This window comes from Corynebacterium sp. ACRPZ (assembly GCF_022346205.1).
Taxonomy (GTDB): domain Bacteria; phylum Actinomycetota; class Actinomycetes; order Mycobacteriales; family Mycobacteriaceae; genus Corynebacterium; species Corynebacterium lehmanniae.
This window is the reverse complement of record NZ_JAKRMR010000004.1, coordinates 80,281-104,859: the sequence shown is the minus strand read 5'-3', so window position 1 is coordinate 104,859 and position 24,579 is coordinate 80,281. Positions and strand designations below refer to the sequence as shown.

The following is a 24,579-nucleotide window of genomic DNA, read 5'->3' as shown; positions in this document are numbered from 1 at the left end:
CTAGCCGACCGGCGAGGGAGGGTGCATGATGGAGGGCATGACTGACACTGGGACTCACACCGCCACACCCCGCGACTGGTGGGAAGCCGCCCGCCCCCACACCTGGCCCAACGCATTCGCCCCCGTCATCGCCGGCACCGGCGTGGCGGCCCTGACCTTGCAGGCCCACCCCGGCCGCGCCGTGCTCGCGCTTTCAGTGGCGTGGGCGCTGATCATCGGCGTGAACTACGCCAACGACTACTCCGACGGCATCCGCGGCACCGACGACGACCGCACCGGCCCGACGCGCCTAACCGGTTCCGGGCTGGCCGCGCCGGAACAGGTGAAGCTTGCGGCGTTTATCGCGTTCGGCGCCGCCGCGGTGTTCGGCGTGATCCTGTCCGCGGTGGCCGGCGCGATGTGGCTCGTGCTGGTGGGCGCGCTGTGCATCGCCGCGGCGTGGTTCTACACCGGCGGCGACAGCCCCTACGGCTACTCCGGCTTCGGCGAACTCTCGGTGTTTGTGTTCTTCGGGCTGGTCGCCGTGATGGGCACCGAATACACCCAGTCCGGAATGGTGTCGTGGGAAGGCTTCCTGTGCGCGCTGGCCATTGGCGCGATCTCCGCGTCGGTGAACCTGGCCAACAACATCCGCGACATCCCAACCGATGCGGCCGCCGGCAAGCGCACACTTGCGGTGAGGCTTGGCGACGACAACGCGCGCACCCTCTTCACCGTCCTGACCTTGTTCCCGTTCTTCATCTCAGTGGTGCTGTCGATGACCACCGTGTCTGCGCTAGCGGCTCTGGTGGCGCTGCCGCTGGCGGTGGCGAGCGTTTTGAAGGTTCGCGGCGGGGCTTCGGGCAAAGAGCTCATCCCGGTGCTGGGGCTGAACGGTAAGACCATGCTGGCCTGGGCCGTGGTCACCGCGGTGGCGTTCGCGTGGTTCGGCTGGTCGTTCTGGGGTCAGTTCGCCGGTATCGGCGAGGCCGTGCCGTACGCGCCGTTGGCGTCGCGCTAGGTGTGATGTCCAGGGACGTTGTTGAGTCGGTCGAAGGGTACGCCGCCAATCGCAGAGTGGTGTCGGTGGTGGTTGTAGAAGTGGAGCCAGCCGGGCAGCGCCAGGCGTCGTTCGGCCTCTGAACCGTAAAACCTGGCATAGGCCCAGCCGTCCCCGAGCGTGCGGTGGAATCGCTCGATCTTCCCGTTCGTCTGCGGCCGGTAGGGGCGTGTCCGCTTGTGTCGGATGCCGAGCCGAGCGCAGAAGTCCCTCCATGCGTGGGATCTGTATGCCGACCCGTTGTCGGATAGGACTCGCTCGACGGTCACGCCTCGTTCGGCGAACCAGGCCACGGCGCGTTCGAGAACTCCCACCGCTGTGCTCGCCTGCTCATCCGACCAGATTTCTGCGTATGCGACGCGGGAGTGGTCGTCGATGACTGTGTGAACGAACGCCGTCCCGGTGCGCGGCTTGTGATCTTTTCCTCGTGGTAATCCCGGAGTCGCGAGCTTGTTCCGTGCGCCTTGCTGCCGACCTACGTAACGATGTCCACCGCCGTCGGGGATGTTGCCGAACTTCGTGACATCGACATGAATCAACGATCCCGGATGAGGATGCTCATATCGCCGCAATGGCTCGCCAGTGACACGATCGATATGCGAGAGGCGGTTCACGCGGCAACGGACGAGGACCGCGTGAACAGTCGACGTCGAGAGACCAAGTCGCGCAGCGATCTGGGCTGGCCCCAGTCGAAGCCGCCAGCGCAGGTTGATGATCTTCTTCTTGACATGCTCGGGCGTCCTGCCTGGGATCCGGTGCGGCTTGCTGGAGCGATCCTGCATCCCAAACTCACCCTCTTCCCGGTAGCGGCCTGCCCATTTCCGGGCAGTGATCGGGGAGACCATGAACATCTTGGGGTCGTTTGCGGGAGGGGGTGGAATCCTACGCTAAGGCTTTGGCCAGCGATATTCTCCGGTGAGATTGATGTGTTCCCATCCGAGCGGCGAAACATGGGCCAAGAGATCGGGCGATAGCAGCTTTCCATCGCGTTTCTGGTTTGCAACGACCTCGCCGAGCTTCATGGTGTTCCAGAAGATGATGATGGCGGCGAGCAGATTCATGCCGGCGATGCGGTAATGCTGGCCTTCGGCGGAACGGTCGCGGATTTCACCGCGGCGGTGGAAGCTGATTGCCCGCTTCAGCGCATGATGAGCTTCGCCTTTGTTGAGCCCGATCTGGGCACGCCGTTGGAGTTCGGCATCCAGAATCCAGTCGATCATGAACAGGGTGCGCTCGACGCGACCGACTTCCCGCAGGGCTGTCGCGAGCTCGTTCTGCCGCGGATAGGAGGCGAGTTTCCGCAGAATCTGGCTTGGCGCGACGGTCCCGGCAGCAATGGTGGCGGCGATGCGCAGGATGTCGGGCCAATTGCGCTCGATCATGGCTTGGTTGACCTTTCCGCCGATCAACGCTCGCAGGTGCGCCGGGGCGGCCGACGGATTGAACGCGTAGAGCCGTTTGGATGGCAGGTCGCGGATGCGCGGAGCGAACCGGTAGCCGAGAATGGCACATGCGGCAAAGACGTGATCGGTGAAGCCGCCCGTGTCGGTGAACTGCTCGCGGATATGGCGTCCAGCATCGTTCATCAGCAGGCCATCGAGGATGTAAGGCGCTTCGCTTGCCGTTGCAGGAATCACCTGGGTTGCGAACGGCGCATATTGGTCGGAGACGTGGCTATAGGCTTTCAGGCCCGGGGTATTGCCATATTTCGCGTTGACCAGGTTCATGGCCTCACCTTGCTCTGTAGCGACGAAGAACTGTCCGTCGCTCGAAGCCGACGTGCCCATGCCCCAGAACCGGGCCATGGGTAACGCTGCCTGTGCCTCGACCACCATGGCCAGCGCCCGGTCATAGGCTTCGCCCTCGACATGCCACCGTCCAATGCGGATCAATTCCCAGAAGGTGTGGGTGTTTGTCGCATCCGCCATTTTGCGCAAGCCGAGGTTGATCCCTTCCGCCAAGATAACGTTCATTAGCCCGATCCGGTCAGCGCAGGGTGCTCCTGTGCGCAGATGGGTGAACGCTTCGGTGAAGCCGGTCGCCGCATCCACCTCCAGCAGGAGATCGGTGATGCGCGTGGGCGGGATCTGCTTGTAGAGATCGAGCACCAGATCTTCGGCGCCTGTCGGCGCGGCGGCTTCGAGTTTCTCGATATGCAGAACGCCGTTTTCAATCGACCCGCCCGGGATCGTGCCTGCGCGAGCGGCACGGCCAAGCTCGCGCAACCGCATGTCGAGGCGAGCTTGCCGGTCTGCCAGCCATTCCTCCGGCCGCAATGGCACAGCGAGACGACCGCCTTCCGCGATGGCTTGTGCCGGAACGAGTGCGTGTTTCAGATCGCCATAGCGCCGGGACCTAGTAAGCCAGACATCTCCGGAGCGGAACGCATCGCGCAGATGGAACAGCACCGCGATCTCCCATAGGCGAGCGTCGCCAGCCCTCTGGGCCCGAAGGTGGCGATGCCATTTCGAGCTGGGCCGCAAGAAGCTGGTCATCGCGGCATCGTTCAAACCGGTACGAAGGGCCGTCACCGCTTCCAGAAGCGGCAGTGCAACGGGCGCAGCTCGCAGATCGAGCAGGCGCAACATGCGTGGAGCGTATCGGCGGAAGCGGTGATAACCGTCGAGCACATGATTGAGCGGATCGTCGGCCATGGTGGCGGTCAGCCTGGTTGCCATTGCAACAAGGGTTTTTAAGCCGTCCCACCCTGACCCACTCGCGATGACATCGCCCAGCGGCTGGCCATCATCCTGTGCATCGACCAGGGCGCCCCCGATCTCGGCGAAGGATTTCAGGGTGTCACGCACCACCCCCGCTTCGTCTGCGACCTTTGCATGGCAAATACGCTCCGAAGCACGGTAGAGACGGCCGACGATCCGGTCGTGGGTTTCGACCACTGCGTCGGCCAACATCGCCTGCCATTCCGAGACGCAAACAGCCAAGATCGCAAGCCGCCTGTCCTCCGGGAGATCGCGCATGCCGTCGGCATAATACCGTTCACCCTGCCTGCGCAGACGAGTCACCCGATGGGCAGGAACGCCGGCAAGCAGATCCTCGGGGAGATCGACGCGTTGCAGATATTCGAGCCGGTCGAGCAGCCGGTTGGCCGACGAAGAGTTCGAGCCAGGCTCGAACTGGCGCAGCCACACAAAACGGGTCACCCGATCATCAGCCGTCTCCTCGAGCAATGCCAGCAACTGTTCTCGGATCGACATAGGCAGCCGACTGGCGATCCTCGTCTCGATGCGTCGCTCGGCATCGACGAGAGCCGCGGCACAAAGCCGCTCGATCGTGGATGTCGCGGGAAGGACAGTGCGGGTGCGTCGGCACTCGGCTACGAAGCGACGGGCGATATCCTCGTTCGACACCGCCATCTCGGCTTCTCGGAACAACCATTCCTTCAGCTCGCTCGCACCACGTCCGGAGAAGGTGCGGAAGCCGTAGAGCCCCCGTAACTCGGCAAGATGCTCGTGCCGTGTTTCCTCGCGGGCAGCATAGTCTACGAGATCGTCGGCACCCAGGCCAAGCTGCGCTCCGATAAATTCGATGACCTCTGCAGGGATCAGTTCGCCTGGAGCCAGCACCCGGCCGGGATAGCGCAGGACACACAATTGCAGGGCGAAGCCGAACCTGTTGTGAGCGCGCCGACGCAGCCTGATATGCCCAAAGTCTTCATCACTCAGCGTATAGTGCTTGAGCAAATCCGTCTGTGAAGTCGGCAAGCGCAACAGCGCGTCTTTCTGCCGATCGGTTAGAGTGACGCGACGCGGCATACATGTTCCTTTTTCAAAATCTGATAGCGTTCAAGACGCTTTGTTTATGAAGCTGGTTGAGATACATTTCCAGAGGTCAATGCAATCGTGGCCGAAGCGCCGCCTCAAACCAACGTTTGTGATACATGCTGATCGGATATGCCCGCGTCTCCAAAGCCGATGGCTCGCAGTCTCTCGACCTGCAGCACGACGCCTTGCGCGCCGCAGGTGTCGAACGGGACAATATCTATGATGATCTTGCTTCCGGCGGTCGTGATGATCGCCCTGGCTTGACTGCCTGCCTCAAGTCATTGCGTGACGGCGATGTGCTGGTGGTCTGGAAGCTCGATCGCCTCGGACGATCGCTTGCCCATCTGGTCAACACGGTGAAGGAGCTGTCAGACCGCAAGATCGGCCTGCGGGTTCTGACTGGAAAGGGCGCTCAGAGGCACTGTTGCAAAGTTAGCGATGAGGCAGCCTTTTGTCTTATTCAAAGGCCTTACATTTCAAAAACTCTGCTTACCAGGCGCATTTCGCCCAGGGGATCACCATAATAAAATGCTGAGGCCTGGCCTTTGCGTAGTGCACGCATCACCTCAATACCTTTGATGGTGGCGTAAGCCGTCTTCATGGATTTAAATCCCAGCGTGGCGCCGACTATCCGTTTCAGTTTGCCATGATCGCATTCAATCACGTTGTTCCGGTACTTAATCTGTCGGTGTTCAACGTCAGACGGGCACCGGCCTTCGCGTTTGAGCAGAGCAAGCGCGCGACCATAGGCGGGCGCTTTATCCGTGTTGATGAATCGCGGGATCTGCCACTTCTTCACGTTGTTGAGGATTTTACCCAGAAACCGGTATGCAGCTTTGCTGTTACGACGGGAGGAGAGATAAAAATCGACAGTGCGGCCCCGGCTGTCGACGGCCCGGTACAGATACGCCCAGCGGCCATTGACCTTCACGTAGGTTTCATCCATGTGCCACGGGCAAAGATCGGAAGGGTTACGCCAGTACCAGCGCAGCCGTTTTTCCATTTCAGGCGCATAACGCTGAACCCAGCGGTAAATCGTGGAGTGATCGACATTCACTCCGCGTTCAGCCAGCATCTCCTGCAGCTCACGGTAACTGATGCCGTATTTGCAGTACCAGCGTACGGCCCACAGAATGATGTCACGCTGAAAATGCCGGCCTTTGAATGGGTTCATGTGCAGCTCCATCAGCAAAAGGGGATGATAAGTTTATCACCACCGACTATTTGCAACAGTGCCAACCCATGTTCTATTGCACAAGATAAAAATATATCATCATGAACAATAAAACTGTCTGCTTACATAAACAGTAATACAAGGGGTGTTATGAGCCATATTCAACGGGAAACGTCTTGCTCGAGGCCGCGATTAAATTCCAACCTGGATGCTGATTTATATGGGTATAGATGGGCTCGCGATAATGTCGGGCAATCAGGTGCGACAATCTATCGATTGTATGGGAAGCCCAATGCGCCAGAGTTGTTTCTGAAACATGGCAAAGGTAGCGTTGCCAATGATGTTACAGATGAGATGGTCAGACTAAACTGGCTGACGGCATTTATGCCTCTTCCGACCATCAAGCATTTTATCCGTACTCCTGATGATGCATGGTTACTCACCACTGCGATCCCCGGGAAAACAGCATTCCAGGTATTAGAAGAATATCCTGATTCAGGTGAAAATATTGTTGATGCGCTGGCAGTGTTCCTGCGCCGGTTGCATTCGATTCCTGTTTGTAATTGTCCTTTTAACAGCGATCGCGTATTTCGTCTCGCTCAGGCGCAATCACGAATGAATAACGGTTTGGTTGATGCTAGTGATTTTGATGACGAGCGTAATGGCTGGCCTGTTGAACAAGTCTGGAAAGAAATGCATAAGCTTTTGCCATTCTCACCGGATTCAGTCGTCACTCATGGTGATTTCTCACTTGATAACCTTATTTTTGACGAGGGGAAATTAATAGGTTGTATTGATGTTGGACGAGTCGGAATCGCAGACCGATACCAGGATCTTGCCATCCTATGGAACTGCCTCGGTGAGTTTTCTCCTTCATTACAGAAACGGCTTTTTCAAAAATATGGTATTGATAATCCTGATATGAATAAATTGCAGTTTCATTTGATGCTCGATGAGTTTTTCTGATAGTTAGTCTTTGTAGAGACACAAACCTGAAATTCCGGACACCGCGCTTCAGGACATCTCCCTGGACGCCGATATCTGGCAGTATCCGGACGGGGCACTGTTGCAAATAGTCGGTGGTGATAAACTTATCATCCCCTTTTGCTGATGGAGCTGCACATGAACCCATTCAAAGGCCGGCATTTTCAGCGTGACATCATTCTGTGGGCCGTACGCTGGTACTGCAAATACGGCATCAGTTACCGTGAGCTGCAGGAGATGCTGGCTGAACGCGGAGTGAATGTCGATCACTCCACGATTTACCGCTGGGTTCAGCGTTATGCGCCTGAAATGGAAAAACGGCTGCGCTGGTACTGGCGTAACCCTTCCGATCTTTGCCCGTGGCACATGGATGAAACCTACGTGAAGGTCAATGGCCGCTGGGCGTATCTGTACCGGGCCGTCGACAGCCGGGGCCGCACTGTCGATTTTTATCTCTCCTCCCGTCGTAACAGCAAAGCTGCATACCGGTTTCTGGGTAAAATCCTCAACAACGTGAAGAAGTGGCAGATCCCACGATTCATCAACACGGATAAAGCGCCCGCCTATGGTCGCGCGCTTGCTCTGCTCAAACGCGAAGGCCGGTGCCCGTCTGACGTTGAACACCGACAGATTAAGTACCGGAACAACGTGATTGAATGCGATCATGGCAAACTGAAACGGATAATCAACGCCACGCTGGGATTTAAATCCATGAAGACGGCTTACGCCACCATCAAAGGTATTGAGGTGATGCGTGCACTACGCAAAGGCCAGGCCTCAGCATTTTATTATGGTGATCCCCTGGGCGAAATGCGCCTGGTAAGCAGAGTTTTTGAAATGTAAGGCCTTTGAATAAGACAAAAGGCTGCCTCATCGCTAACTTTGCAACAGTGCCCGCTCAGATCGACACCACGACTGCGTCCGGTCGCATGGTGTTCGGAATCTTCGCCACCTTGGCCGAGTTCGAGCGGGATCTGATCCGAGAGCGCACCATGGCGGGTCTCGCCTCCGCGAGAGCGCGCGGTCGCAAGGGCGGACGAAAATTCGCGCTCACCAAAGCTCAGGTGCGTCTCGCGCAAGCCGCCATGGCCCAGCGCGATACTTCAGTTTCCGATCTCTGCAAGGAACTCGGCATCGAGCGCGTCACTCTCTACCGATATGTCGGTCCCAAAGGCGAGCTCAGAGACCATGGAAAGCATGTTCTCGGACTTACGTAGCAACTCGTTTCTTTTCGCAGGTTGAGCCACCTCCGCGCTTCATCAGAAAACTGAAGGAACCTCCATTGAATCGAACTAATATTTTTTTTGGTGAATCGCATTCTGACTGGTTGCCTGTCAGAGGCGGAGAATCTGGTGATTTTGTTTTTCGACGTGGTGACGGGCATGCCTTCGCGAAAATCGCACCTGCTTCCCGCCGCGGTGAGCTCGCTGGAGAGCGTGACCGCCTCATTTGGCTCAAAGGTCGAGGTGTGGCTTGCCCCGAGGTGATCAACTGGCAGGAGGAACAGGAGGGTGCATGCTTGGTGATAACGGCAATTCCGGGAGTACCGGCGGCTGATCTGTCTGGAGCGGATTTGCTCAAAGCGTGGCCGTCAATGGGGCAGCAACTTGGCGCTGTTCACAGCCTATCGGTTGATCAATGTCCGTTTGAGCGCAGGCTGTCGCGAATGTTCGGACGCGCCGTTGATGTGGTGTCCCGCAATGCCGTCAATCCCGACTTCTTACCGGACGAGGACAAGAGTACGCCGCAGCTCGATCTTTTGGCTCGTGTCGAACGAGAGCTACCGGTGCGGCTCGACCAAGAGCGCACCGATATGGTTGTTTGCCATGGTGATCCCTGCATGCCGAACTTCATGGTGGACCCTAAAACTCTTCAATGCACGGGTCTGATCGACCTTGGGCGGCTCGGAACAGCAGATCGCTATGCCGATTTGGCACTCATGATTGCTAACGCCGAAGAGAACTGGGCAGCGCCAGATGAAGCAGAGCGCGCCTTCGCTGTCCTATTCAATGTATTGGGGATCGAAGCCCCCGACCGCGAACGCCTTGCCTTCTATCTGCGATTGGACCCTCTGACTTGGGGTTGATGTTCATGCCGCCTGTTTTTCCTGCTCATTGGCACGTTTCGCAACCTGTTCTCATTGCGGACACCTTTTCCAGCCTCGTTTGGAAAGTTTCATTGCCAGACGGGACTCCTGCAATCGTCAAGGGATTGAAACCTATAGAAGACATTGCTGATGAACTGCGCGGGGCCGACTATCTGGTATGGCGCAATGGGAGGGGAGCAGTCCGGTTGCTCGGTCGTGAGAACAATCTGATGTTGCTCGAATATGCCGGGGAGCGAATGCTCTCTCACATCGTTGCCGAGCACGGCGACTACCAGGCGACCGAAATTGCAGCGGAACTAATGGCGAAGCTGTATGCCGCATCTGAGGAACCCCTGCCTTCTGCCCTTCTCCCGATCCGGGATCGCTTTGCAGCTTTGTTTCAGCGGGCGCGCGATGATCAAAACGCAGGTTGTCAAACTGACTACGTCCACGCGGCGATTATAGCCGATCAAATGATGAGCAATGCCTCGGAACTGCGTGGGCTACATGGCGATCTGCATCATGAAAACATCATGTTCTCCAGTCGCGGCTGGCTGGTGATAGATCCCGTCGGTCTGGTCGGTGAAGTGGGCTTTGGCGCCGCCAATATGTTCTACGATCCGGCTGACAGAGACGACCTTTGTCTCGATCCTAGACGCATTGCACAGATGGCGGACGCATTCTCTCGTGCGCTGGACGTCGATCCGCGTCGCCTGCTCGACCAGGCGTACGCTTATGGGTGCCTTTCCGCAGCTTGGAACGCGGATGGAGAAGAGGAGCAACGCGATCTAGCTATCGCGGCCGCGATCAAGCAGGTGCGACAGACGTCATACTAGATATCAAGCGACTTCTCCTATCCCCTGGGAACACATCAATCTTACCGGAGAATATCGTTGGCCAAAGCCTTAGCGTAGGATTTCGCCCTCTCCCGCAAACGACCCCATCTTTGCGGCGATCGTGGCCGGATAGCCGTCTTCGACAATCAGCCGAGCTAACCGGAGACGGGCACGAGGAGTGAGAAGAGCGTTCGGATGGGTCATCAATTGGCCTCCGCCGCGGTCTTCGTAAGCGCGCGTCTGGTGAGAAGCATGATGACGAGAGCGATCGCTGTCAGCACCGAAGCGACCCAAACCGGCGCGAGCAGCCCCAGCCCGGTCGCGAGCCCGAGCGCACCAAGCACGGGCCCCGCTGCAGCTCCGATATTCAATGCTGCGGTTGCGTACGAACCGCCCATCGTTGGCGCACCCGATGCTGCATACAGCACACGCGTGATCAGAGTACTGCCGACGCCGAACGACAGGAATCCCTGAACGAGGACGAGGACGATAAGCGCAACGGGATGAGATGCGACCACTGCCAACACGATCCAGCCTGTCAGCAATAGCGGTCCGCCGACTGCGAGCACGAGGCCAGGTCGTTGATCTGATAGTCGTCCTGCGATCGTGACGCCAAGGAACGATCCGATGCCGAACATCACCAGCGCGACGGACACCCACGCTTCGGCCAAGCCCGCGGTCTCGGTCACGATGGGTGCCAGGAAGGTGAATGCCGCAAAGGTCCCTCCGTTGATCAGCGCTCCGAGTGCCATGGCCAGGATGAGCCGCGGCGTCGCCAACTGGCTGAGCTCGACACGGAGCCTTGGTGAGGTCGCGCTAGTCTCGCTCCGACCAACATTGTTCGTGACGCCACGAATGACTCCAACGGCCGCGGGAATACAGAGGATGGCGATCGCCCAGAACGTCGTTCGCCAGCCCAGCGCTGTGCCGAGCAGTGCCCCGGCGGGGACGCCCACGACGGTTGCGATCGTCGTGCCGGAGAGCAGGATCGACAGTGCACGCCCCTTCTGGTTCGCTGGCACGAGGGTAGTGGCCGTGCTCAGTGCTACGGCGAGGAATCCTGCGTTTGCGAGAGCGCTGAGCACCCGGGTGATGAGCAGGAGAGAGAACACTGGTGTCATCGCTCCGATGACGTGGCTTCCCGCGAACACGAGAAGGCAAACGATCAATGTGAGCCGCGGTGGCCAACGGCGAGCGAATGCCGCCATCACTGGCGCGCCGACGACCATACCGACTGCGAATGCGGAGGTCAGCAGGCCCGCAGTGCCGACCGAGACGTCAAGTTCGGTCGCGATCGCGGGGAGCAATCCCGCGAGCATGAATTCTGAAGTGCCCATGACGAAGACCGCCAGGGCAAGCATGTAGAGGGCAAAAGGCATCGAGTACTCCGAGGTGTGAGATCAAGAAATGGTTCTTCTTGTCACCACGGCCAGCGCCCCGGGTACGCCAGACATACGCCCACACAGATCGTGGGCGTCGTAACTAGTGGTTCAAGGGGCTGGCGGTGTGACCGACAACCCCTGACCTGTCTGATTCGGGACTCGACATGCCCCAAACTCTAACATGCCTTCAATGGCAAGCGGTCTGGACAGATACTTCTTGAATCGGCACGGTGTCATTACGGGCGGGGGCCAGAACAACGTCCCTGGACATCACAGCTAGGTGCCTCGTTTTCGCAATGTGGCAAATATTTGCCACATTCCCAAACGCGACCACCCCCAGCCCCGGCGATACACTCACGGGCATGCTTGACGTCCTCACCGGTTTTGCCATCATTTTCACCGTCATCGCGGCGGGGTGGTGGCTGGCGCACAAGCGCGTCATCGGGCCGGGCGAGGAGCGCCTGCAGCTCAACCGCATCGCGTTCTACGTAGCCACCCCGTCGCTGATCTTCTCCTCGGTGGCGGTCTCGGACACGGACGCGTTTTTCTCCTCGGTCATCCTGGTCATCGCCGTCGCCACGGTGGTGACCATGCTCATCTACTGGGCAATCAGCGCGCTCTTCTTCCACCAGGACGCGGCCGAAACAATGGCTGGCGCGGCGTCGTCGAGCTACTACAACTCCGTCAACATCGGCCTGCCCATCGCAACCTATGTGCTTGGCGACGCCACCTTCGTCGTGCCCGCCCTCGTGCTCCAGATGGCGGTGCTCTCCCCCATCGTGATCGCTGGGTTGGACCGCAGCTCCTCCGGCGTTGCCAAGTCCGTGCTGTCCGGGCTGACAGCTCCCGTGGTGGTCGCGGCGTTCGCGGGCTTCGCCGTCTCCGCGGCATCCTGGACCGTGCCGGAGCCGGTGCTCGCGCCGCTGGAGATCCTGGGCGGGGCGTCCATCCCGCTGATCCTGATGAGCTTCGGCGCCTCGCTCACCGGTGAGAAGGTGCTGACAAGCCACCGCGGCCCCACCCTCACCGCCACCGCGTTGAAGCTGGTGGGTATGCCGGCGGTGGCGTGGATCGTCGCAAAGCTTCTGCACCTAGGGCCGGAAGAGATGTACGCCGCGCTGATCCTTTGCGCGCTGCCCACCGCGCAGAACGTGTACAACTACGCGGCGACCTACCGCTCGGGTGAGGTGATCTGCCGCGACACGGTCTTCCTCACCACGTTCCTGGCGCTGCCCGCGATGCTGCTCATCGCCGGGGTGTTCTAGGTGCCTTCGCTTGACGCAGCGAGTGGAGTGGTTCACACTTTGGCAATGACCAAGGCGCGGAAAACAGTGGCCGCCGTGTTGCTTACGGTGGTGGCGATGCTAGGCGGATGCTCGTCGACAGGCGGAGCCCCCCGCAACGAAGACGGCGGCGGCACGGCGGGCGGCGTGGACACCCCGCGGTACGTGGTGGCGATGGTCACCCACGGCGCGCCCGGCGACACCTACTGGGACCTCGTGCGCAAGGGCGCCGAGGACGCCGCGAAGAAGGACAACATCGAGCTGCGCTACTCCTCCGACCCGCAGGCGCCCAATCAGGCGAACCTCGTGCGCTCCGCGGTGGACGCGGGCGTGGACGGCATCGCTGTGACCATGCCGAATGCGGAGGCGATCGGCCCAGCGGCGCGCGACGCCGTGGACCACGGCATCCCCGTAGTCGGCCTGAACGCCGGCATGACCGCGTACCAGGACTACGGGATGACCGGCTTCTTCGGCCAGGACGAGACCGTGGCCGGCCGCGCCGCCGGCGAGCGCCTCAAGGAGGAAGGCAAGAAGAAGGTGCTGTGCGTGATCCACGAGCAGGGCAACTCCTCGCAGGAGGCGCGCTGCGCCGGCGTGCGCGACGGCCTCGGCGGCGACTCAAACGCGGTGGAGCTGCTGTACGTCAACGGCCAGGACCTCACCGCCGTGCAGTCCACCATCACCTCGAAGCTTTCCCAGGACCGCTCCTTCGACACCGTGTTTGCGCTGCAGGCGCCGGTGGCGATGCGCGCCGTGGAATCCGTGAACCAGTCCGGCGCGAAGGCACAGGTGTCCACCTTCGACACCAACGCGGAGCTCGTTGGCGCCATCGCGGACGGGCGCGTGGCGTGGGCCGTGGACCAGCAGCCGTACCTGCAGGGCTACCTGGCGGTGGACTCGCTGTGGATTGCAAAACGCAACGGCGGCACCCTCGGCGGCGGGCGCCCCGTCTACACGGGCCCGAGCTTCGTGGACGCAAGCAACGTCGACAAGGTCGAAGAGGCCGCGAAGGCGGGCATGCGATGAGGGACGACCGCCTGAAAACCCGCACCGGGTTCGCGCGCCTGATCCGCCGCCCGGAGTTTGCCAGCCTCCTCGGCTTCATCGCTATCTTTGTCTTCTTCCTCTCCGTGGCGCCGGCGTTTCGCTCCTTTGAGGCGCTGGCCACCACGCTGTACGCCAGCTCCACCCTGGGCATCGTGGCGCTTGCGGTGGGCATGCTCATGATCGGCGGGGAGTTCGACCTCTCCTCCGGTGTCGCCGTGACCACCGCCGCGCTGGCCGCGACGATGCTGAACTACAACCTGCACCTGAACTCGTGGGTGGGCGCGTTCCTCGCGCTGGGGATCTCGCTGGCCATCGGCGCGCTCAACGGCTTTTTGGTCACGCGCACCGGCATCGATTCCTTCCTGATCACCCTGGCGGCCTTCCTCATGCTCCAAGGCTTGAACCTGGCGGTGACGAAGCTGGTCACCGGCCAGGTGGCCACCCCCACCATCGCGGACATGGAGGGCTTCCCGTCCGCCCACGCCGTGTTCGCCGGCGAGTTCCACATCGGCAACGTGCGCATCTCGGTGACCGTCCTGTGGTGGATCTTCTTCGTCGCCGTGGCATCGTTCGTGCTGTTCCGCACCAAGCTCGGCGGCTGGATCACCGCGGTCGGCGGCAACGCCGACGCCGCCCGCGCCGTCGGCGTGCCGGTGCGCCGCGTGAAGATTCTGCTGTTCATGGGCATCGGCTTCGCCGCGTGGTTCGTCGGCATGCACACCCTGTTCGCCTTCGACTCCATCCAGGCCGGCCAGGGCGTGGGCAACGAATTTCTCTACATCATCGCCGCGGTCATCGGCGGCTGCGCCATGACGGGCGGGCGCGGCACCGCCGTCGGCACCGCCATCGGCGCGCTGATCTTCGGCATGACCAACCAGGGCATCGTCTACGCCGGCTGGAACCCGGACTGGTTCAAGTTCTTCCTCGGCGCGACACTGCTGGTGGCGGTGCTCGCCAACACCTCCTTCGCTAAATACACCAAGGGGCGCTAAGTGGCTGTCATCGAACTGGAAAACATCACCAAGTCCTACGGCAGCTTCGAGGCGCTGCGCGGCGTCAACCTCGCCGTGCGCGAAGGCGAAGTCACCTGCGTGCTCGGCGACAATGGCGCCGGCAAATCCACCCTGATCAAAATCCTGTCGGGCCTGCATCAACCCACCTCGGGCACCATGCTTATCGACGGCTCCGCCTCCACCCTCACCTCCCCCCGCGACGCCATCAGCGCCGGCATCGCCACCGTCCACCAGACGCTGGCGATCGTCGACGAGCTCAGCGTGTGGCGCAACTTCTTCCTCGGCCAGGAACTCACCGGCGCGTTCGGGGTGCTGCGCCAGGCCGAGATGAAGCGGATCTGCTCCGAGCAACTTCTAGAGATGGGCATTGACATCCCCGACGTGGACGTCGAGGCCGGCAACCTCTCCGGCGGCCAACGCCAGGTCATCGCTATCGCCCGCGCCGTCTACTTCGGCGCCCGCGTGCTGATCCTCGACGAGCCCACCGCCGCCCTCGGCGTGAAACAGTCCGGGGCGGTGCTGCGCATGGTCGCCGCCGCCCGCGAGCGCGGCATCGCCGTCGTGTTAGTCACCCACAACCCCCACCACGCCTTCTTGGTGGGCGACCACTTCACCATCTTGAAGCTCGGCCACCAGGAGCTGGACGCGCCTCGTTCCGAGGTCACCCTCGAGGAGCTGACCCACCAGATGGCCGGGGGCGGAGAGCTGGAGGCGCTCAGCCACGAGTTGCGTCGATAAGCTAGCGCTCCGCGAGCTCCGCCTGGATCCAGTCCTTGCGCGCCGCCCGCTGGCGCTTCAGCTCCGCGACCGCCTCATTGGCCTCCAGGCGGTGGCGCTTAAACAGCAGCATCGACAGCGGGAACGCCACAATCAGCGCCAGCAGCGCCGACATGATCACCGGCACCGGCGCGCCGATGAGCACCGCGAGCAGCTGGATAACTGCCGTCAGCGCGATGAACAACAGCAGGCGGTCCAAGCCGTAGATAGCTACGGCTTTGTTCGCCCGGGACTTCGCCTCCGGGTCTACCTGCGGGGAAACTTGATCAGTCACGGTTATTCACCCTATCCGGTGGCCAAGTATGTTTAAAACCATGGGAAGGTTGTTACTCCTCGCATTGGTTGTCCTGGCCGTCGCGCTGCTCTGGCGCGCGTTCGGCCCCGGCTCCGCTGAGCGCTACGGGTCCCCGCGCGGCGGGTCGCAGCCCGGCCAGAAGCCGGAGATCAAAGGCCCCGACGACGACGAAGAGTTCCTCTGGAACATCGAGAAAAACCGGTTCAAGGAGCGCCGCGCGCGTGAAGAGGCCGAGCGCAAGCGCCGGGAGGAAGAGGAACGCCGCCGTCGCCGCGGGGACAGCTAGATATTTGGGGCTAGGCGGCCCCTGTCCAGATTTGTTCACTAGCCGGGTGAACAAATTCGGGTTTTGGGCCCATTTCTCGGGGCGGCGAGCTCCATTCCCCCAGGTCGCTACCCAGTCGCCCGGAATTTGTTCACCCGGGACGAGCCTGAGAGTGAACAAATTTCGAAAAAGCGCCGGGTTCATGACAGATCACGGCAGCCGTTTGTGCCGACCTGGGCAGATAGGGGCGCTCTGACAGATTCCGCCGCGAAGTGTCAGCGGCGGGGCGGAACGCGGCCGAGAGGCCCAGGCGCGGCGGCCGGCGGAACCCCCTACGCCTCGATGAACCCGACGCGCAGGCCGAGCTCCTCCGCCACGGCGATGACCTTCTCCCAGCGCACGCCGGCGCCGCCGTGCTCGATGGTGTGCAGGGTGGAGCGGGACACCCCGGCAGCGTCGGCGACGTCTTGTTGGAGGCGGCCGGTGGCGCGGCGCCGGGAGGCGATCTGCTCCCCCAGTGCGATCAGCACCGGGTCGTCGCTGGCGGGTTTGCCCTGCTTGTTGCGGGGTTTGTGGTGGGCGTCGGTCATCGGCCCGCCTCCTTCCGGCCGGCTTCCTCAGCGAGCACTGCGGGCAGTTTCTCGGCCCAGGCGAGGGCGTCGCGGACGCCGTCGACAAGCGAGCGCTCCGCGGACCACGCCAAAACCGACTTGGCTTTGTCGGTGCGAGACGCGCTGCCGACCACGTCTCCGGGGCGGGCGGGGCCGGTGCGGACCTCAAGCGGGGTGCCGGTGGCTTCGCCGAACGCCTCGGCGAGCTCGAACACGGTGGTGCCCTGGCCGGTACCGAGGTTGATCACGTCGTAGCCGGAATCCCCCACCACAGAGTCGAAGCGCTGAAGCACCGCGACGTGCGCGCGGGCAAGGTCCCAGACGTGGATGTAATCCCGCAGGCCAGAGCCGTCGCGGGTGGGCCAGTCCACGCCGGTGACGGTGAAGGGCTCGCCGGCGGCGTGCGCGGAGATCATCTTGCCCATGGCGTGGGTCGGGTGCGGGTTCTGCAAGCCGGTGCGCAGCGCGGGGTCGGCGCCGATCGGGTTGAAGTAGCGCAGTGCTACGACGCCGAGGCGGCCGGTGGCGGCTTCGTCGCGAAGCACACGCTCCAGCAGCCACTTCGACGCCGCGTACGGGCTCTGCGGGTCCACGGCGCTGGTCTCGTCCACCATGTAATCCTCGCCCGGCTCGTACATCGACGCCGTGGAGGACAGCACGAAGCGGCGCACGCCGAAGCGCTCCATCGCCGACAACAGCGTGATGGCCTTGCCCACGTTGTTGTCGTAGTACATCAAGGGCCGCTCCACGGACTCGGGCACGACGATTTTGGCGGCGCAGTGGATCACCGCGTCGATGTCCGGGTGCTCGGTGAACACCCGCTCCAGCAGATCAACGTCGGCGACGTCGCCCTCGTAGCAGGCGAAGCGCTGGCCGAAGACGCGCAGGCCGGTGGAGAAGTCGTCCACAATCACCGGGGTGAACCCGGCGTCCGCGCAGCAGGACGCAATAGTGGAGCCGATGTAGCCGGCGCCGCCGGTGATCAAGACCTTCACTAGTTCAGCCCCGCGTAGGAGTGCAGACCAGCGATCACGGTGTTGACGTAAGTCATGTTGAAGATCGTCATGGCCATGGCGAACACGTTGATCCAGGCGGCGGCGGTGGACTTCCAGCCGGCCGTCGCACGCGCGTGGAGGTAGGCGGCGTAGAGGATCCAGGTGATCATGGAGACGGTTTCCTTGGCGTCCCAGCCCCAGAAACGGCCCCAGGCCACCTCGGCCCAAATGGCGCCGAAGACGATGCCGATGCCGAACAGCGGCAGGGTCACCACCGCGGTTTTGTACGCGATCTGATCCAGCGTTTTCGCGTCCGGCAGCGGGCGGGCAATCGCACCGAGGACTCCGTGCTCTTTACCGCGCGGCTGGCGCATTCGCAGCAGGTACAGCAGGGCGAACACGCCGGAAACTAGGCCCACGGACGCGCCGATGGACACCGAGGAAACGTGCACCGGCAGCCAGTAGGACTGCAGCGCCGGCACCACGGGCGCGGCCTGCATGTGGAACACCGTGGAGTTCAAGAACATAGCGATGACCATGGGAAACAGCAGCCACGGCCACACGGTGTACCAGTTCTTGCGCTGCACCACCACGGCGGCGACGACCATGATCACGGCGGTCATGAACAGGATGTACTCGTACAGGTTGCCCAGCGGGAACCGCCCGGCGGCGAGCCCGCGGGTGACAAACGCCACCAGGTGCAGCGCCACGCCGACCCAGACAAGCGCCTGGGTCATGCCAGCCCATTTGCGGGCGTTGGCGATCATGTCCTCGTCGGGCTTTTGCTTCTCGACGACCTCCGGTCCCCCCGCGCCAACCAGCACCTTCTGCTCCGCCAGGGCCTCGCGGCGCGCCTCGATGACGCTGTTGACGCGGCCGTAGTAGATGAACGCCAGAATCAGCGCCACGATGTAGACGATGAACGCGGTGCGGAACGTCAGGTCAGACAGCTCCGCCATGGTTGTGTTGACGAGCATGCCCTTAACCTACTCCACTAACCAGTGTAATCAAAGGTCATAGGGGTTGAACTCCCCCTGCTCAACCTCTTCGTCGTCGGGGTCGAGCCCGAGTATGGCGGCGGCAATGTCGTCGAATTCGCGGCCCCACCCGGCGCGGTCGGTGCGGGCGAGCCCGGCGATTTCGACCTGGGTGACGGGGCCTGCGTCCGAGGCCGCCGCGTCCCCTACGTCCGAGGTACGAGGACGTAGACGGACCCAGATGCGGCGGCGCTTGATCGCCAGCGAGCCGGCCAGGCCCGCGAGCATCACCGCGGACGCCACTAGCGCCCACACCTGCGTCGGGTCGCGGGAGATTTGGTAGTTGGCGTATTCGGCGGCCCCGTCGAAACGCACCTTCACCTCGCCGTCGCCGGTGTCCACGGTGGCAACGGAGCCAGGTGTGAGCTGCACACGGGAGACCTTTTCCAGGCGTCCGTCGGCGACCAGGGACTGGTCCAGCACGAAGATGTTTTGCGGCCGGCCGGTGTCCAAGCCGGCGTCGCCGACGTAGACGTCCACGGACACCGCCGGGTCGTCCATGGAGGGGAACGCGGACTGCAGCTGGTCGCCGTTCGGCCCGGCCCAGCGGGCGGTGGGCGCGAAGTTGCCCTCGATGGCGATCTGGTGCTGGCGGCGCTCCGCCAGGTCCGGGTACATGCCGGCGGGCGGGTCGAAGCGCATCACGCCGGAGGACAGGAACGTGAACACGTCCGTGGGCCGAAACTGCATCATCTGCGTGCGGGTCTCCCCGTTCGGCCACGTCAGGGTGATCTGCGGGGCAAACCCGTGGCCCTGCAGGTAAACACGGTCGCCGCCTAAGCGCAGCGGGTGGTTCACCGCCAGGCTCGTGGGCGTCCACTCCTCCTGCGGGACCGACAGGTCGTCGGTGTAGGTGATGTCGGAGGAGAACTCGTTGGCCTGCCCGTTATTCAGGTAGGTGGCCGAAAAGTTCTGGGATTCGAAGCAAAACGGGGTCAGGCCGGTGCCGTCGAAAAGCGGGCCTGCCCGGAAGACGTCGAAGTTGGCGGGGCTGGTGTTGCAGAACACCCGTGATTGCTCCACCGGCACCGCGGATTCAGCCTCCGAGTTGGTGACCACGATGACCTGGCCTTCATAGAAGACCATGCGGCCTGCCACGAACGTGAGAATCATGGCGACGATGCCGATGTGGAAAATCAGGTTCATCAGCTCGCGGGTGTAGCCGCGCTCCGCGGAAATCGAGAACGCCCCGGCGCGGTCCTCGTCCGGGGTGTAGGACGCCACGTGCCAGCGTTTCAGCTGGGTGCGCAACTGCTTCTCGACGTCCTCCGGCGCCCCCGCAACCTCCCCCTCCACGTGGTGCGGCATGCGGCCCAGGTACTTGGGCGCGCGCGTCGGCTTGGCCTTGTACGCGCGCCAGTGGTCGATGGAGCGCGGGATGATGCAGCCGACCAGGGAAATGGTCAGCAGCAGGATGATGGCGAGGAACCAGGTGGACTGGAAGACATCGAAAAGCTGCAGCTTGTCGTAGATCGGGCCGGTGGTGGGGTTGGCCTTGAGGTAGTCGTCCACCAGCGAGGACGACACGGTGCGCTGCGGCAACAATGCGCCCGGGATGGAGGCGACCGCCAGCACGAACAGCAGCATCAACGCGGTGCGCATGCTGGTGAGCCAGTGCCACACCTTTTTCAGCCAGGTCTGTGCCGTCTTCATTTAGATGATCGTCCCTCCGAATCCGTCGACGAGTTGGCGCGACCAACCGATAAACACGTCCCAAGCGCCGGTGATCAGCATGATGCCGACAACGATCATGGCGACACCGCCGGCGATCTGGATGCCGCGGGAGTGGCGGCGCAGCACGTCGATACTGCGCACGGCCTTTGACGAGCCGAACGCGACAAGCAGAAACGGCAAACCCAGCCCGATGCAGTACGCGATGACGAGCAGCACGCCGCGCGCCGCGGTGAAGCCCTGGGTGCCCACTGACACCGAGATAATGGCGGCCAGCGTGGGCCCCAGGCACGGTGTCCAGCCGAGTGCGAAGATCCCGCCGAGCAGGGGCGCGCCGATGATGGTGGTCCACTTCTTCGGGCTCATACGGGTGTCTTTTTGCAGCGCGGGCACGGCGCCCATGAACACCAGGCCCATGAGGATGGTGACCACCCCGCCTATGCGGGTGAGCGTCTGCGCGTTGAGCGCGATGGCGCTAACCGCGCCGAACACGGTGACGGTGGCCAGCAGGAACACGACGGTGAACCCGGCGATGAACAGCAGGGCGGCACCGGCGACCGCCCAGTGCTTGCGGGACACGCGCGCGCCTTTGTCATCCAGCGTCATCTCACCCCCGACCACACCGGTGAGATACGAGATGTAGCCCGGCACGAGCGGGATCACGCACGGCGAGGCGAAGGAGACTAACCCGGCGATCGCCGCCGCGAGCAGGCCGAGCAGCAGCGGGCCGTCGGCGACAAGATCGGCGAAGCCCACCTAGGCCTCCCCGTCGAGACGGTCGATGACCTCGAGCAGATCGTCCGCGGTGATCTCACGGAGGAACACCGCGGCCGGGCGGTGCTGATTGTCCAGCACGATCGTCGTCGGGATCACCGAGGACGGCACGCCGCCCAAGTTGGCGGCGGTCTTAAACGGCGGGTCGTAGATGGACGGGTACGTCACCCCGTTATCCGCCAGGAAGTCCAGCGCGATCTGCGGGTTCGGGTCGCGTACGTTGATGCCCAGCACCGTGCCGTTTCCCTGCGCTTGGAGGTGCTCGTGGGTCTGCTGCAGGTCGTCCACCTCCGCGCGGCACGGCGCGCACCACTGGCCCCACGCGTTGAGCACGACGATCTCGCCCTCGAAATCACTCAGGGCGATGGTCTGGCCCTCCTCCGTGAGCGACTCGCCCTCGAAGCCGGCCAGAGGCTTGCGGTCCGCCTCCTCGTAGAAGATTTCAGTCTGCCCGCCCGGCGAGTGGAACGCGAAGTTGCCGCCGTCGTCCGGGCCGGAGCAGGCAGCCAGCAAAAGCGCGGCCGCACAAAGCGGCGCGGCGAAAAGCTTGCGCATAGTACCTCTCAAATGTGCTGGGCAGGAGTGCTGTAGGCCCAGTCAACAACACTGTCGCCGTCAAACACAAGTGAGGTCACACTCGCCAGGTCGCAGTTGCGGCTCGCGTGCGCGAGGCGCTTGCCCTGCACGTGGCGCTGCACCATCACAATCGGCAGCTGGTGGCTGACCATCACAGCCTCGTGGCCCTCGGCCTTGCTGCGGGCGTCCTCGACCGCGGACCACATGCGCTCGAAGATCTCCTGGTAGGGCTCGCCCCAGCTCGGCTCGAACGGGTTGGTCATGTGCCGCCAGCGGATCGGGTTGATCAGCTGCGAGCGCCACCCCTTCGTGCGCAGGCCCTCAAAGGTGTTGCCGGCCTCCAGGATGTCCTCGCGGGTGTGAACCTCGCAGCCGGTGACCTCCGCGATCGGGCGCGCCGTTTCCTGCGCGCGCTCAAGCGGGCTCGCCGCCAGGTAGACCACGTCGCGGCCGCGGAAAAACGTCGAGGTGGCCACGGCCATGGAGTTGCCGCGTGAAGACAGGTGGTAGCCCGGCATGCGCCCGTAGAGGATCTTCTTCGGGTTGTACACCTCGCCGTGGCGCACCAGGTGCACCGTCGTCTTCGTCATTTAGGCCTCCGCGGGTTTAGCCGCCGCGGCGGCCTTCGCGGCGCCGCGCAGCGCGTCCTCGATGCGGCCGAAGTCCTCGTCCGTCAGCGCGGTGGAGACGAACCAGGTCTCAAACGCGCTCGGCGGCGCGTACACGCCAGCGTCCAGCAGGGCGTGGAAGAACGGGGCGTAGCGGAACGTGTCGGCGGCCTGCATGTCGGCGAAGTTGTGTCCCTCTCCCTCGCTGAATCGGATGGACAGCATGGTCGCCGCGCGTTGGATGTGGTGGGTGACGCCTTCGGCCGTCAGGGCGTCGTGAAGCAAACGCTCCAGAAGGTCGGCGTTCTTGTTCAGCGTCGGGTAGATGTCCTCGCTGGCCAGCTCGAGCGAGGCCAGGCCGGATGCCATCGCCACCGGGTTACCGGACAGGGTGCCCGCCTGGTAGACGGGGCCGTTCGGTGCGAGGTGCTCCATGATGTCGCGGCGGCCGCCGAACGCCGCCGCCGGCAGGCCACCGGAGACGACCTTGCCAAAGGTGGTCAAGTCGCCCGCGACGTTGTCCACGCCGTACCAGCCGGCATACGAGGTGCGGAAGCCCGTCATCACCTCGTCCAGGATCAACAGCGCGCCGTTGAGGTGCGCGAGCTCCTTGAGCTTGGCGTTGAAGTCGTTACGCGGGGCGACGGTGCCCATGTTGCCCGCAGCCGCCTCCGCAATCACCGCGGCGATCTGGCCCTCGTTCTCGCGGAACGCGCGCTCCACCGCCTCGATGTCGTTGTACGGCACCACGATGGTGTCCTGCGCCTGCGCGCCGGTGACACCCGGGGAATCCGGCAGGGAGAACGTGGCGATGCCGGAGCCCGCAGACGCCAGCAGCGCGTCCACGTGGCCGTGGTAGCAGCCCTCAAACTTGATGATCTTCGGCCGGCCCGTGAACCCGCGCGCCAGGCGGACAGCGGACATGGTGGCCTCCGTGCCGGAGTTGACCATGCGCACCTCCTCCACCGACGTGCGCTTGACAATGTGCTCCGCGATCTGGATCTCCGCCTCCGTGGGCGCGCCGAAGCTCAGGCCGTTGCGCAGGGCTTTCTCCACCGCTTCGACAATCTTCGGGTGGGCGTTGCCGTGCACCATCGGGCCCCAGGAGCACACCAGGTCCACGTACGAGTTGCCGTCCACGTCCACGAGCTGGGAGCCGTGCGCGCTCTGGATGAAGCGGGTCTGCCCGCCCACCGAGCCGAAACCGCGCACCGGCGAGTTCACGCCGCCCGGGGTGGTTTTCTGCGCCCGCTCGAACAGTTCGTGCGAGCGCTGGGTGTTAGCTGAAGTCGGCTTTTCCGCAGTCATGGTTGTCTATCCTAGGCCATATGAAAATCGCGTTTTTAGGCCTCGGTCGCATGGGCACGGAGCTCGCGCTCAAGCTCGTCGACGACCACGAACTGACCGTATGGAACCGCACCGCCGAGAAAGCCGAACCGTTGGTCTCGCGCGGGGCTACCGCTGCTTCGACCCCCGCGGACGCCGTCGAGGGCGCCGAGCTGGTGATCACCTGCCTGTTCGGCCCCGACATCGTGCGCGAGGTGGTGATCGAGCCCGCGCTGATCCCCGACGGCGTGACCTGGGCCGATGCCACCACCATCTCCCCCGCGGACGCCGCCGCCTTCGCCGACGCCGTGCCCGGCTACGTGCACACCCCGGTCGTCGGCTCGCTCCCGCCCGCGCGCGCCGGCAAGCTCGGCGTGTACGTCGGGGGCGCCGATGCCTCTCGACGCTCTAAAGTCGCCGACGTCGTTGCCCCCTGGGCCGCCGCCAACCCTTCACGGCTCAAGGAAGTGGACACCGCCGCCGGCGCCGCCGTGGGCAAACTGCTTGCCAACCTCGCCCTGGCCGTCACCATCGAAGGGTTCAAGGAAGCGCTGGTGTTGGGCGAATCCCAGGGGTTGTCGGAAGAGCAGGTGGTGGACATGCTCGACTCCACCGGCCTGGAGTTCATTGTGAACATGAAGTCGCCGTTCCTGCTTGGCGAGCGGTCTACCTCGCCCGGCGACTTCACCGCCGACGCCATCGCCAAGGACGCCCGCCTGATGCTCGCGTCCGCTGACCAGGACCTGCCCGCCGTCTCCGCCGCCCTGGCGTCGTTGGAGGCGCAGCAGGACGCCGGCCACGGCGACGAGGACTTCTCCACCGTCGTGGTGAACCGATAGCGGGTTCCCGGGGCCGGCGGGCGGGGGGCCCGACACTTCGCGGCGGAATCTGTCAGGCTGCCCCCATCGCCCCAGGTCGGCGCAGACGCCCGGCGGAATCTGTCAGGCCCCCTTCGGTCCAGCGACGCGAAAGTCGAGTCCGGGAGGTCGAGTCCGGGCCTAAAACAGGGCGAACTCGA

General features: G+C 63.0%; 25 protein-coding genes and 3 pseudogenes. 13 read left to right on the top strand and 15 right to left on the bottom strand.

What is annotated here, in order from left to right:
* Positions 1-28 precede the first annotated feature (28 nt).
* Positions 29-1,000, top strand: a complete 972-nt coding sequence (locus tag MHX64_RS04140) for a 1,4-dihydroxy-2-naphthoate polyprenyltransferase (protein WP_181890042.1) — start codon at positions 29-31, stop codon at positions 998-1,000.
* On the opposite strand, the pseudogene MHX64_RS04135 reads toward MHX64_RS04140, so the two are convergent.
* Positions 997-1,887, bottom strand: a pseudogene (locus tag MHX64_RS04135) (IS481-like element IS5564 family transposase); the annotation flags it as partial. The gene MHX64_RS04140 and the pseudogene MHX64_RS04135 overlap by 4 nt on opposite strands.
* 39 nt (positions 1,888-1,926) lie before the next feature.
* A complete protein-coding gene (locus tag MHX64_RS04130) occupies positions 1,927-4,812 on the bottom strand; it encodes a Tn3 family transposase (protein ID WP_011116984.1) in 2,886 nt (961 codons plus the stop codon).
* 125 nt (positions 4,813-4,937) lie between these two features.
* Between MHX64_RS04130 and MHX64_RS04125 the strand changes: the two are divergent.
* A pseudogene (locus tag MHX64_RS04125) lies at positions 4,938-5,273 on the top strand (recombinase family protein); the annotation flags it as partial.
* 17 nt (positions 5,274-5,290) lie between these two features.
* Here MHX64_RS04125 and MHX64_RS04120 read toward each other — a convergent pair.
* Positions 5,291-5,995 carry an IS6-like element IS26 family transposase gene (locus MHX64_RS04120; protein WP_239355923.1) on the bottom strand — a complete coding sequence of 235 codons (705 nt, stop codon included), beginning with the start codon at positions 5,993-5,995 and terminating at the stop codon, positions 5,291-5,293.
* Positions 5,996-6,145: 150 nt separating this feature from the next.
* Here MHX64_RS04120 and MHX64_RS04115 point away from each other — a divergent pair, with 150 nt between their 5' ends.
* From MHX64_RS04115 to MHX64_RS04095, 5 genes are all read left to right on the top strand, one after another.
* Positions 6,146-6,961, top strand: a complete 816-nt coding sequence (locus MHX64_RS04115; protein ID WP_000018326.1) for an aminoglycoside O-phosphotransferase APH(3')-Ia — start codon at positions 6,146-6,148, stop codon at positions 6,959-6,961.
* 156 nt (positions 6,962-7,117) lie between these two features.
* Positions 7,118-7,822 carry an IS6-like element IS26 family transposase gene (locus tag MHX64_RS04110; RefSeq protein WP_001067858.1) on the top strand — a complete coding sequence of 235 codons (705 nt, stop codon included), beginning with the start codon at positions 7,118-7,120 and terminating at the stop codon, positions 7,820-7,822.
* Between the two features lie 5 nt (positions 7,823-7,827).
* A complete protein-coding gene (locus MHX64_RS04105; protein WP_012360778.1) occupies positions 7,828-8,196 on the top strand; it encodes a recombinase family protein in 369 nt (122 codons plus the stop codon).
* Positions 8,197-8,261: 65 nt separating this feature from the next.
* The gene (gene aph(3'')-Ib / locus MHX64_RS04100) at positions 8,262-9,065 is read left to right on the top strand and encodes an aminoglycoside O-phosphotransferase APH(3'')-Ib (RefSeq protein WP_001082319.1); all 804 of its coding nucleotides are present in this window, start codon (positions 8,262-8,264) and stop codon (positions 9,063-9,065) included.
* Complete coding sequence (locus MHX64_RS04095) at positions 9,065-9,901, top strand: aminoglycoside O-phosphotransferase APH(6)-Id (protein ID WP_000480968.1); 837 nt, start codon at positions 9,065-9,067, stop codon at positions 9,899-9,901. Before aph(3'')-Ib ends, MHX64_RS04095 begins: the two co-directional genes overlap by 1 nt.
* Before the next feature lie 105 nt (positions 9,902-10,006).
* On the opposite strand, the pseudogene MHX64_RS04090 reads toward MHX64_RS04095, so the two are convergent.
* The 3 genes and pseudogenes from MHX64_RS04090 to MHX64_RS12050 form a co-directional block, all read right to left on the bottom strand.
* A pseudogene (locus MHX64_RS04090) lies at positions 10,007-10,105 on the bottom strand (IS481 family transposase); the annotation flags it as partial.
* The gene (cmx, locus tag MHX64_RS04085; RefSeq protein ID WP_005297378.1) at positions 10,105-11,280 is read right to left on the bottom strand and encodes a chloramphenicol efflux MFS transporter Cmx; all 1,176 of its coding nucleotides are present in this window, start codon (positions 11,278-11,280) and stop codon (positions 10,105-10,107) included. The gene cmx and the pseudogene MHX64_RS04090, both read right to left, overlap by 1 nt.
* A gap of 21 nt (positions 11,281-11,301) precedes the next feature.
* Positions 11,302-11,355, bottom strand: coding sequence for a chloramphenicol resistance leader peptide (locus tag MHX64_RS12050; protein WP_011113070.1), 54 nt, complete (start codon positions 11,353-11,355; stop codon positions 11,302-11,304).
* 290 nt (positions 11,356-11,645) lie between these two features.
* On the opposite strand from MHX64_RS12050, the gene MHX64_RS04080 reads away from it, so the two are divergent.
* The 4 genes from MHX64_RS04080 to MHX64_RS04065 are packed head-to-tail and all read left to right on the top strand — an operon-like array spanning position 11,646 to position 15,364.
* On the top strand, positions 11,646-12,548 hold the full coding sequence (locus MHX64_RS04080) for an AEC family transporter (protein ID WP_239355925.1): 903 nt from the start codon (positions 11,646-11,648) through the stop codon (positions 12,546-12,548).
* Between the two features lie 45 nt (positions 12,549-12,593).
* Positions 12,594-13,592, top strand: coding sequence for a substrate-binding domain-containing protein (locus MHX64_RS04075; protein WP_239355927.1), 999 nt, complete (start codon positions 12,594-12,596; stop codon positions 13,590-13,592).
* Positions 13,589-14,605 carry an ABC transporter permease gene (locus MHX64_RS04070; RefSeq protein WP_085956873.1) on the top strand — a complete coding sequence of 339 codons (1,017 nt, stop codon included), beginning with the start codon at positions 13,589-13,591 and terminating at the stop codon, positions 14,603-14,605. The genes MHX64_RS04075 and MHX64_RS04070 overlap by 4 nt, the downstream gene beginning before the upstream one ends.
* A complete protein-coding gene (locus MHX64_RS04065) occupies positions 14,606-15,364 on the top strand; it encodes an ATP-binding cassette domain-containing protein (protein WP_194560143.1) in 759 nt (252 codons plus the stop codon). It abuts the gene before it with no gap.
* A 1-nt stretch (position 15,365) separates the two neighbouring features.
* Here MHX64_RS04065 and MHX64_RS04060 read toward each other — a convergent pair whose 3' ends face one another.
* Entirely contained in the window at positions 15,366-15,677 is a 312-nt protein-coding gene (locus MHX64_RS04060; protein WP_239355929.1) for a DUF4229 domain-containing protein, read from the bottom strand.
* Positions 15,678-15,717: 40 nt separating this feature from the next.
* Between MHX64_RS04060 and MHX64_RS04055 the strand changes: the two genes are divergently transcribed.
* Entirely contained in the window at positions 15,718-15,984 is a 267-nt protein-coding gene (locus MHX64_RS04055; protein ID WP_239355930.1) for a hypothetical protein, read from the top strand.
* Positions 15,985-16,295: 311 nt separating this feature from the next.
* Here MHX64_RS04055 and MHX64_RS04050 read toward each other — a convergent pair whose 3' ends face one another.
* From MHX64_RS04050 to hemL, 8 genes are read right to left on the bottom strand one after another with little or no spacing between them, the layout of a single operon-like run.
* A complete protein-coding gene (locus tag MHX64_RS04050) occupies positions 16,296-16,553 on the bottom strand; it encodes a helix-turn-helix domain-containing protein (RefSeq protein WP_239355931.1) in 258 nt (85 codons plus the stop codon).
* Positions 16,550-17,569, bottom strand: a complete 1,020-nt coding sequence (gene galE / locus MHX64_RS04045) for a UDP-glucose 4-epimerase GalE (RefSeq protein ID WP_239355932.1) — start codon at positions 17,567-17,569, stop codon at positions 16,550-16,552. Before galE ends, MHX64_RS04050 begins: the two co-directional genes overlap by 4 nt.
* Positions 17,569-18,546: a c-type cytochrome biogenesis protein CcsB gene (ccsB, locus tag MHX64_RS04040; protein ID WP_239406321.1), complete on the bottom strand. Its 978-nt coding sequence runs from the start codon at positions 18,544-18,546 to the stop codon at positions 17,569-17,571. The genes galE and ccsB overlap by 1 nt, the downstream gene beginning before the upstream one ends.
* Positions 18,547-18,576: 30 nt before the next feature.
* Positions 18,577-20,259, bottom strand: coding sequence for a cytochrome c biogenesis protein ResB (locus tag MHX64_RS04035; RefSeq protein WP_239355934.1), 1,683 nt, complete (start codon positions 20,257-20,259; stop codon positions 18,577-18,579).
* Positions 20,260-21,033 (bottom strand): cytochrome c biogenesis CcdA family protein, encoded by a 774-nt coding sequence (locus tag MHX64_RS04030; RefSeq protein WP_239355935.1) that lies wholly within the window; start codon positions 21,031-21,033, stop codon positions 20,260-20,262.
* Entirely contained in the window at positions 21,034-21,606 is a 573-nt protein-coding gene (locus MHX64_RS04025) for a TlpA disulfide reductase family protein (protein WP_239355936.1), read from the bottom strand.
* Between the two features lie 8 nt (positions 21,607-21,614).
* Positions 21,615-22,217, bottom strand: a complete 603-nt coding sequence (locus tag MHX64_RS04020) for a histidine phosphatase family protein (RefSeq protein ID WP_239355937.1) — start codon at positions 22,215-22,217, stop codon at positions 21,615-21,617.
* Positions 22,218-23,543 carry a glutamate-1-semialdehyde 2,1-aminomutase gene (hemL, locus tag MHX64_RS04015; RefSeq protein WP_239355938.1) on the bottom strand — a complete coding sequence of 442 codons (1,326 nt, stop codon included), beginning with the start codon at positions 23,541-23,543 and terminating at the stop codon, positions 22,218-22,220.
* A 20-nt stretch (positions 23,544-23,563) separates the two neighbouring features.
* Here hemL and MHX64_RS04010 point away from each other — a divergent pair, with 20 nt between their 5' ends.
* Entirely contained in the window at positions 23,564-24,400 is an 837-nt protein-coding gene (locus MHX64_RS04010) for an NAD(P)-dependent oxidoreductase (RefSeq protein ID WP_239355939.1), read from the top strand.
* Positions 24,401-24,579: the final 179 nt, after the last annotated feature.